The 8,290-nt window shown below is 62.2% G+C and carries 7 protein-coding genes and 5 pseudogenes; 10 read left to right on the forward strand and 2 right to left on the reverse strand.

All coding sequences use genetic code 11. From position 1 onward, the window contains the following. Positions 1-49: 49 nt before the first annotated feature. Positions 50-1,276, forward strand: coding sequence for a CaiB/BaiF CoA transferase family protein (locus V7082_RS20680; protein ID WP_334151512.1), 1,227 nt, complete (start codon positions 50-52; stop codon positions 1,274-1,276). 96 nt (positions 1,277-1,372) lie between these two features. Further along, the gene (locus V7082_RS20685; RefSeq protein ID WP_334151514.1) at positions 1,373-1,618 is read left to right on the forward strand and encodes a hypothetical protein; all 246 of its coding nucleotides are present in this window, start codon (positions 1,373-1,375) and stop codon (positions 1,616-1,618) included. 96 nt (positions 1,619-1,714) lie between these two features. Here the strand turns inward: V7082_RS20685 and V7082_RS20690 are convergent. Both V7082_RS20690 and V7082_RS21660 read right to left on the reverse strand, forming a co-directional pair. After that, positions 1,715-2,004: pseudogene (locus V7082_RS20690) on the reverse strand (transposase domain-containing protein); the annotation flags it as partial. 21 nt (positions 2,005-2,025) lie between these two features. Next, positions 2,026-2,811: a transposase gene (locus V7082_RS21660; protein WP_442909834.1), complete on the reverse strand. Its 786-nt coding sequence runs from the start codon at positions 2,809-2,811 to the stop codon at positions 2,026-2,028. Here V7082_RS21660 and V7082_RS20700 point away from each other — a divergent pair. From V7082_RS20700 to V7082_RS20735, 8 genes and pseudogenes are all read left to right on the forward strand, one after another. Next, a pseudogene (locus V7082_RS20700) lies at positions 2,744-3,346 on the forward strand (IS3 family transposase); the annotation flags it as partial. The gene V7082_RS21660 and the pseudogene V7082_RS20700 sit on opposite strands and share 68 nt — an antisense overlap. Positions 3,347-3,419: 73 nt before the next feature. Continuing rightward, positions 3,420-3,863 carry an IS66-like element accessory protein TnpA gene (gene tnpA, locus V7082_RS20705; RefSeq protein ID WP_334151517.1) on the forward strand — a complete coding sequence of 148 codons (444 nt, stop codon included), beginning with the start codon at positions 3,420-3,422 and terminating at the stop codon, positions 3,861-3,863. Then, complete coding sequence (gene tnpB / locus V7082_RS20710) at positions 3,860-4,216, forward strand: IS66 family insertion sequence element accessory protein TnpB (protein WP_334151518.1); 357 nt, start codon at positions 3,860-3,862, stop codon at positions 4,214-4,216. The genes tnpA and tnpB overlap by 4 nt, the downstream gene beginning before the upstream one ends. A 69-nt stretch (positions 4,217-4,285) precedes the next feature. Next, positions 4,286-5,587, forward strand: a pseudogene (tnpC, locus tag V7082_RS20715) (IS66 family transposase); the annotation flags it as partial. Positions 5,588-5,735: 148 nt separating this feature from the next. Then, positions 5,736-6,995 carry an IS21 family transposase gene (istA, locus tag V7082_RS20720; RefSeq protein WP_334151520.1) on the forward strand — a complete coding sequence of 420 codons (1,260 nt, stop codon included), beginning with the start codon at positions 5,736-5,738 and terminating at the stop codon, positions 6,993-6,995. After that, a complete protein-coding gene (istB, locus tag V7082_RS20725; protein WP_334151521.1) occupies positions 6,992-7,846 on the forward strand; it encodes an IS21-like element helper ATPase IstB in 855 nt (284 codons plus the stop codon). The genes istA and istB overlap by 4 nt, the downstream gene beginning before the upstream one ends. Before the next feature lie 78 nt (positions 7,847-7,924). Further along, positions 7,925-8,158: pseudogene (locus V7082_RS20730) on the forward strand (transposase domain-containing protein); the annotation flags it as partial. Between the two features lie 6 nt (positions 8,159-8,164). After that, positions 8,165-8,290, forward strand: a pseudogene (locus V7082_RS20735) (integrase core domain-containing protein); the annotation flags it as partial.

Here is an 8,290-nt window from a genome sequence, read left to right on the forward strand (position 1 = left end):
CACCTAAATTCATGCATAGCTTCAAGATCAAACGCGAGGAGAATATTAAATGAGTCGAGAACAAGGGAGACTACGGGCTAAGCAGGGGCCACTGCACAACGTAAAGGTGCTCGATTTCACGCGGATATTATCGGGACCCTATGCCACGTTGTTGCTGGCAGATCAGGGTGCCGAAATCATCAAAGTGGAAGCTCCCAGGCGCGGCGACGAGACGCGCCATTACCCGCCCTTCCGTGGTGAGCTAAGCCACTATTTCACGGCGCTGAATCGCAATAAAAAAAGCATTGTGCTCGACCTCAGCAAAAAGGGGGGGAAGGAGATCGCGCGGGAGCTGGCCGCACAGTCAGACGTGGTGATCGAGAATTTCCGGCCTGGGGTGATGGACCGCCTTGGTCTCGGCTATAAAGAACTGTCTGCCCGCAATCCCGGTCTGATTTTCTGCGCAATCAGCGGTTTCGGCTCTGAAGGGCCTTTGCGCGACCGGCCCGCCTTCGACATCGTGGCGCAGGCACTATCGGGGGTCATGAGCATCAATGGCGAGCCAGGAGGACGCCCGACCAAGCTCGGCTTGCCGATAGGCGATATGATTGGAGGCATATACGGGACCATCGGTATTCTTTCCGCGCTGCACGAGCGGAAGGAGACCGGAAAGGGGTGCTTTATAGACATTTCGATGCTTGACGGGCTTTTAGGGGCACTTGGTTACCTGGCACAGATCTATTTCGTTACCGGCGAATCACCGCAGCCATTCGGCACAAAGCACGCCAGCGTCGTTCCCTACGGAGCATTCAAAACCAGCGACGGTTACATTATTATAGCCTGCCTAACCGACGAATTTTGGCAGAAGCTGGCGGCCGCGATCGAGCGCGAGGATCTGGTCTCGGACCTACGCTTTGCTAAAAACAAAGACCGCGTAACGCGCCGCGAAGAGGTCGACGCCCTCGTGGAGGAGCGCACCGTCACACGAACGACCGCCGAATGGGCCGAACGCTTGCGAAAGTTTGATGTCCCTCATGCTCCTATTTTAAGCGTTGGCGAAGCGCTTAAGCATCCCAGTACGTTGGCGAGAGGAATGGTGGGGACAGTAACACACCCAGACCTAGGTGATATACAAATGGTAAGAAACCCAATACGCTACGAAGGCAAAGAACGGACCCTGTTGATGCTGCCTCCTGAGCTTGGCCAGCACACGGAAGATATCTTACGAAGCATCCTGCACTTCACATCGGAACGCATCGAAGAGTTGCGTGACGAAGGGGCGATCAATTCACTTTAGAAATCTCTGAGACGCGAGACGCTGGCGTGGCTGACCCTTCTGATCATGCGACATGGCACAATCTGCCTGTGGCGGCTTGCGGCGCACGTCGCGACAATGGCAAGGACCGACTCGGTTCGAAGGCGGTTCTATCGGTTCTTTCAACACGTCGATCTCGGCGGCGCCATGACGGCGCCTGTGGTCGCCGATCTGTTGGGACTGCACGGCAAGGCATGGGTTCTGGCGATGGATCGCCAATTGGGAGTCGGCAAGACATCCATTAACATCCTGATGATTTCGGTGATCCGGAATGGCATGGGCGTTCCGTTGATCGTATGCATACGACGAAGACCGCCTAATTGACGCATGCGCGCGGACGGCGAGCGCTATAATGACGTTGTGTGAAGATCAGGCGGCCTGCTGACCGGCGGGCTTGTCGGCTTGGCGCAGGAGCTTCCATTACCCGGGCAGCAGTTCGTGCAGACGCGATGCGGGAAGGTCGGCGATGCGGGTGAGGATGTCGGCGAGCCAGGCCTTGGGTTCTACATCGTTGAGGCGACAGGTGGTGATCACGGTCAGCATAGTGGCGGTACGGTCGGCGCCACGCTGGCTGTCGGCGAAGGTCCAGTTGCGCCTTCCCAGTGCGATGCCCTCAAGGCGCGCTCAGCACAATTGTTGGTCAAGCAGATCCTGCCATCGTCGAGGAAGCGGGCGAAGTCGTCCTAGCGCCTGAGCATGTGGTTGATTGGCTTCAGGATGCAGCGCGACAATCAAGATAAGAATCCCGCGACAATCAGGGGATCTTCCGCAGTTTTGGTGCAGCGCGGCGCTGTCGAGCAGTGCGTTCGTTCGCGCTCATGCGGGGGCGAGCACGCGATGCCGCAGGAGTGGGTAATGCGCTCGCCGTACATCGCCCGCTTGATCATCTTCAGCCGGTTGATCTGGCCTTCGACCGGGCTGGTGCTCCAGGGATGGGTCATCGAAGCGCGAACGGCGTCACGGTCGCGTCCGATGCCGGTTGCGAAGGCGCCGAGGGCGCTGGAAACAGCGTCGGCGAGCCATCCATCGAGTTCCTCATGCCGTCCATTGCGGATCATACCCGCAAACTGGCGTCCCAGCGCGGCGGCCTCGGCAAGCGTCGGTTCGATCTCGAAGAGATGCAGAAGGAAGGCCGCTTCGTCGTTCTCAAGCGTGGCAGGATCGCACGACAACAGCCACGCGCACCGTCGTCGTGAAAGGGCTTGCCACCGAGCGACACGCGCCTCCGTTTCCGCAGCGCTCAATGGCCGTTCCGCCCGCCGGCGCGCTGTCCATCGACTGACGGTCGCCAAGCTTCCGGTGAACCCCCGCTCGACCAGTTCCTTAAGGAGCTGCGGGTTGGTCTGGCAACCGTCCTGCCATCGCTGTTCGAGATAGGGCCGGAACGGCTCGATGAGGTTCGTGGTCGACCGCCGGCGGCAATATTCCGGTTCACCGCCGGCCGCCAGCCACCGTTCGACGCTCCGCTTGTTCATTCCGACCAGGCCAAATGAAGAGGCCTTAACCGCCGACATCATTCGGCTGGCTTCTCGATATGGCCGCTATGGCTATCGCAGGATCACCGCGATGTTGCGGTCCGAGGGCTGGACGGTGAACGCCAAACGCGTCGAGCGCATTTGGCGGCGGGAGGGGCTGAAGGTTCCCCAGAAGCAACCGAAGAGAGGCCGTCTCTGGCTGAATGACGGATCGTGCGTCCGGCTTCGGCCCGAACACCCAAACCATGTCTGGTCCTATGACTTCGTCGAGGGCCGGACCCACAATGGCAGGAAGTTCCGCATGCTCAACATTATCGACGAGTTCACTCGGGAGTGCCTGGCGATCCGCATCGATCGTAAGCTCAACTCGACCGACGTCATCGACGTCCTGTCGGACCTGTTCATCCTGCGCGGCGTGCCGGGCCATGTTCGTTCCGACAACGGCCCGGAGTTCATCGCCAAGGCCGTGCGGGAATGGATCGTAGCTGTCGGTGCGAAGACCGCCTCCATCGAACCCGGCAGCCCGTGGGAGAACGGCTATTGCGAGAGCTTCAACTCGAAGCTGCGTGACGAAGTAAGCGCTGTTCCGGCCGCACCTTTCGCGCGTGGCCTTGAGGAACGATGTTCGGAGCCTTCGAGGGCTTCGACACATGACGATTTCAGAGCTTACGCTTAAATCCAGCGATCTTGAGCCGGCGCGCCGTTTCGAGGTGTTCACCGGTTCCGGTCGGCGTCGCGACTGGTTGCCGGAGGAGAAGGCGCGGATCGTGGCGGAAAGCTACGATGCCGGCGAGACCGTGAGCGCGGTGGCGCGGCGATATGCATTGTCCCCGCAGCAGCTGTTCGCCTGGCGTCGGGCCGCCCGTCAGCCTTTGGCGGAAACGCTGGCACCGGAACCATTGTTCGTGCCGGCAGTGGTGGCGGCTCCGAAGCCGGAACCGACGGGGAAGCGGCCGCCGCAACGCAAACGGAAAGCCGCCCGGGATGGCGGCGTAATCGAACTGGAGATCGACGGCGTCACCATGCGGGTCGGCCGTGGCGCCGATGCGAAGACGGTGGCGGCGGTGATCCGTGCATTGAAGGCAACGTCGTGATCGGGCCGACGGGCGCGGTCAAGGTCATGATCGCGACGCAGCCGGTGGACTTCCGCAAGGGCGCGGAGGGCTTGGCGGCGCTGGTGCGCGATACGATGGGCGCCGATCCGTTCAGTGGCGCGGTCTATGTCTTCCGCGCCAAGCGGACGGACCGGATCAAGCTGATCTTCTGGGATGGCACGGGGGTCTGCCTTTACGCCAAGCGGCTGGAGGATGGCGAGTTCCGCTGGCCGAAAGTGCATGACGGCATGATGCGGCTGACGGCCGCGCAACTGTCGGCGCTGCTCGAAGGATTGGACTGGCGGCGGGTCCATGAAGCGCGCCGGACACGTGTTCCGATGCAGGCGGGCTGATCCGCGACCAAGTGAATCAGCCCGGATTCCATTGTCGCCCGCTGCCGGCGAATATGGTCTGATCGGCTCATGGCGATGACGGCTGACCAGCTTCCCGACGATCCGGATGCGCTGAAGGCGATGGTCCTGGCGCGTGATGCCGAGAATGCCCGCTTGATCCAGATTATCAAGGAACTGCAGCGTCACCGCTTCGGCCGCCGCGCCGAGACGCTGCCCCAGGATCAACTGCTGCTGGGGCTCGAAGAGGCGGAGCAGGTCGAAGCTGTCGGCGAGGAAGAGAAGGAGCGGTCCGACCCCGCCGAACGTCGGATCCGTGCCGCGAAGCGTCGCACGAATCGTGGCGCGCTGCCTGCCCATCTTCCTCGCATCGAGACGATCGTCGATATCGAGGACCATACTTGTCCGTGCTGTCGCAATGGCCTGCATAGGATAGGCGAGGACGTGAGCGAGCGGCTCGACATCGTGCCGGCTCAGCTTCGCGTGATCGTGGTGCGCCGCCCAAAATATGCGTGCCGCGCTTGCGAGGACGTGATTGTTCAGGCTCCGGCGCCGGCCCGGCTGATCGAAGGCGGCCTCCCAACAGAAGCGACAGTCGCCCAGGTGCTGGTGTCCAAGTATGCCGACCACCTGCCGCTCTATCGCCAGGCGCAGATCTACGCCCGGCAGGGCATCAATCTCGACCGCTCGACCCTCGCCGACTGGGTGGGACGTGCCGCGTGGCACCTGCGTCCGGTCCACGAGCGACTGCTGGCGAAGCTGAAGTCCTCGCCCAAACTCTTTGCCGACGAGACCACGGCGCCAGTTCTCGATCCCGGCCGGGGCAAGACGAAGACAGGTCAGCTCTGGGCCTATGCCCGCGACGATCGCCCATGGCAGGAAGCCGATCCGCCAGGCGTCGCCTACGTCTATGCGCCGGACCGAAAAGCCGAACGTCCGATCGCTCATCTCGCGGGCTTCACCGGCATCCTGCAGGTCGACGGCTATGGCGGCTATCGCGTGCTCGCCGACAGGAATGGCGTGACGCTCGCCTTCTGCTGGGCGCATCTGCGCCGGCGCTTCTACGAACTCTCCGCAGCCGGTCCCACGCCGATCGCCAGCGAAGCGCTGAGAAGGATCTCGGAACTCTACAGAATTGAAGACGACATCCGTGGTCGATCGGCCGAGCAGCGCCGCGCCACGCGTCAGGACAAGAGCCGCCCGATCGTCGCCGAGCTCGAGCCGTGGCTGCGCGAGAAACTTGGGCTGATCAGCCAGAAGACAAAGCTCGCCGAGGCGATCCGCTATGCGCTCTCGCGTTGGGAGGGCCTCTCGCGCTTTCTTGACGATGGCCGCATCGAGATCGACAGCAACACGGTCGAGCGCTCGATCCGCCTGTCACCGGTCCTGCAATTCTCCTTAAAAGTGGGCTTTAAAAATTCCCTGATTGGCATTTCTTTCGGTTCATTCCGGCGGGGCTAGCCCTGCCGGAATGAACCGAGCCGCCATTGGTGCCATGCCCCTCTGCGTGAGGGAGGCGGCGATGGTGCGACTTGGAGAGCTGATGATGATTCTGGAATTGCATCGACAGGGACTATCAATCACGGCCATTGCGAGGCGGACGGGGCGTGACCCCAAGACCGTGCGCAAGTATATCGACCGCGGTGTCGAGGCGCCGGTCTACGGGCCGCGTTCGGTGGGCCGGCCAAGCAAGTTGGCGTCCTACATGGACTTTATCCGCGAGCGCGTGACCGCCTTTCCCGATCTCAGCGCCGCGCGCCTGACGCGCGAGATCCGTGAACTCGGCTATGTAGGCGCCTATACGGCAGTGAAGCGATACCTTGCTGCGATCCGTCCTGAGAACGGACCGAAGCCGTACGAGGTCCGCTTCGAGACACCGGCGGGCGTCCAGGCTCAGGTCGACTTCGCCCGCTTCGTCGTCAACTTCACCGACGATCCCGGCACCAGCCGGATCGTCTGGCTGTTCAGCCTGGTGCTTGGCCATTCGCGCTTCATCTTCGCGCGCTACGTCCTGCATCAGGACCTGCAGACGCTGCTGCGTTGTCATATGCAGGCGTTCGCCGCGCTCGGCGGTGTGCCGATCGAGATCCTTTACGACCGCATGAAGACGGCGGTGACCGGCGAGGACGACCAGGGCCACATCGTCTACAACCGCTCGCTGCTGGCGCTGGCGCAGCACTACCGCTTCCAGCCGCGTGCCTGTCGTCCCTACCGTGCCAAGACCAAAGGCAAGGTCGAGCGACCGTTCAGCTATATCCGCCAGGACTTCTTCCTCGGCCGCAGCTTTTGCAATCTCGATGATCTGAACGCTCAGCTGATCGACTGGCTCGACACGGTTGCCAATGTTCGGGTCCACGGCACGACCCAGCGCGTCGTCGCCGAAGCCTTCAATGCCGAGCAGCCCGAGTTGCAGACTCTGCCGGAGCATCGCTTCGACGCCGTGCTGAAGCTCGAACGCCGCGTTAGCCATGACGGCTTCGTTGCGGTTGGCGGCAATTATTACAGCGTGCCCGATCGCACCCGTCGTGTCGTCGAGGTGCAGCAACTGCCTGATCTTATCCGCATCCTGGACCTCGGCAATGTCGTCGCCGAGCATCCCGTCCTCGAAGGCCGTAAGCAGTACCGCATCGACCGCAGCCATCGTACCGGCGTCGTCGTGAAGCGCAGGACCGGTGTCGCCGCCGGAATCTCCATCGGTCGCATCGGCGACCATGTCCCGATGCGGTCACTGGCCATCTATCAGGCGATCGGCGCGCAATTGGCGATCGGAGAGCAGCCATGACGCTCGCCACCGCATCGTCGCGGGTCGACAATATCCGCCATAGCCTGATCGGGCTGAAGATGCCGCGGGCGCTTGAGATGCTCGACACTACCCTGCGCCGCATCGAGCAGGGACAGATTGACGGCATCGAGGCGCTGGACGAATTGCTCCTCGAGGAACTGTCGCTCCGCGAGAACCGTCGGATCAAGGCGGCGCTGCGCATGGCCCGGCTGCCGACGGTGAAGACGCTCGCCGGATTCGACTTCTCGTTCCAGCCATCGCTCGACCGCAATCGTATCATGGCATTGGCCGGCCTCGACTTCATCAATCGCGCCGAGGTCGTCCATCTGCTCGGCCCGCCAGGAACCGGCAAGAGCCATCTTGCCACCGCTCTGGCCGTCGAGGCGGTGCGCGCCGGCAAGCTGGTCTACTTCATCCCGCTTGCCGATCTCGTCGCCCAACTTGCCAAGGCTGAGCGCGATGGAACTCTGCGCGAGCGCATCCGCTTCCTCTGCCGGGCATCGCTGCTCGTCGTCGATGAAATAGGCTACCTGCCTGTTACGCCCGGCGGTGGCAATTTGTTCTTCCAGTTGGTCAACGCGCGGTACGAAAAAGGTGCGATGATCCTCACCTCGAACCGGGGCTTCGCCGAATGGGGCGAGGTGTTCGGAGACCCCGTGGTCGCCACCGCGCTTCTCGACCGGCTCCTGCATCACGCCGTCGTCGTGCAAATCGAAGGCTCAAGCTATCGCATGCGCGAGCATGCTGCACTCGTTCCCGAAAACCTCCGCGCCAATGCACTCACCAATCCGCCCATGCCGAAACGGCGTGGCCGCCCGCCGACGAAAGGACAGAGCGATCAAGGCGGCTGATCACCGACCCCAGACCCGCCGCCGATCTGGGGAATTTTACACGCCCACAATCGCGGAAACTTCGGTGCCCGTTGACACCGCCCGATTGCGCTCAATCGCAAGAACGCACTCTTCGCCGGATCGGACGGCGGCGCCGAGCACTGGGCAATCGTCGCCTCGCTGATCGAAACCTGCAAACTCAATGCTGTCGAACCGCTCGGCTACCTCGCCGATGTTCTCACCAGGATCGTCAACGGCCACCCCAACAACCAGATCGACGATCTCCTGCCATGGGCCTACATCCAGGCTGCGGAACTCAGCGCCGTGGCCTGAGAACACCGCTTACGTGACGAACTGCTCAACGGTGAGATCTTCTATAGTCTCGCCGAGGCAAAGGTCATCATCGAGGCATGGCGGCGCTACTACAACACCGAGCGGCCGCACTCATCGCTCGGCTATAAACCG

Origin of the sequence: Hyphomicrobium sp. (assembly GCF_036833075.1) — a bacterium.
Classification (GTDB): Bacteria; Pseudomonadota; Alphaproteobacteria; order Rhizobiales; family Hyphomicrobiaceae; genus Hyphomicrobium_C.

Excerpts from the sequence above, each read along its gene's own strand:
- tnpA (WP_334151517.1), top strand. The coding sequence starts at position 3,420 with ATGACGATTTCAGAGCTTACGCTTAAATCCAGCGATCTTGAGCCGGCG.
- V7082_RS21660 (WP_442909834.1), bottom strand. The coding sequence starts at position 2,811 with ATGATGTCGGCGGTTAAGGCCTCTTCATTTGGCCTGGTCGGAATGAAC.
- V7082_RS20685 (WP_334151514.1), top strand. The coding sequence starts at position 1,373 with ATGGCAAGGACCGACTCGGTTCGAAGGCGGTTCTATCGGTTCTTTCAA.
- istA (WP_334151520.1), top strand. The coding sequence starts at position 5,736 with ATGGTGCGACTTGGAGAGCTGATGATGATTCTGGAATTGCATCGACAG.
- V7082_RS20680 (WP_334151512.1), top strand. The coding sequence starts at position 50 with ATGAGTCGAGAACAAGGGAGACTACGGGCTAAGCAGGGGCCACTGCAC.
- istB (WP_334151521.1), top strand. The coding sequence starts at position 6,992 with ATGACGCTCGCCACCGCATCGTCGCGGGTCGACAATATCCGCCATAGC.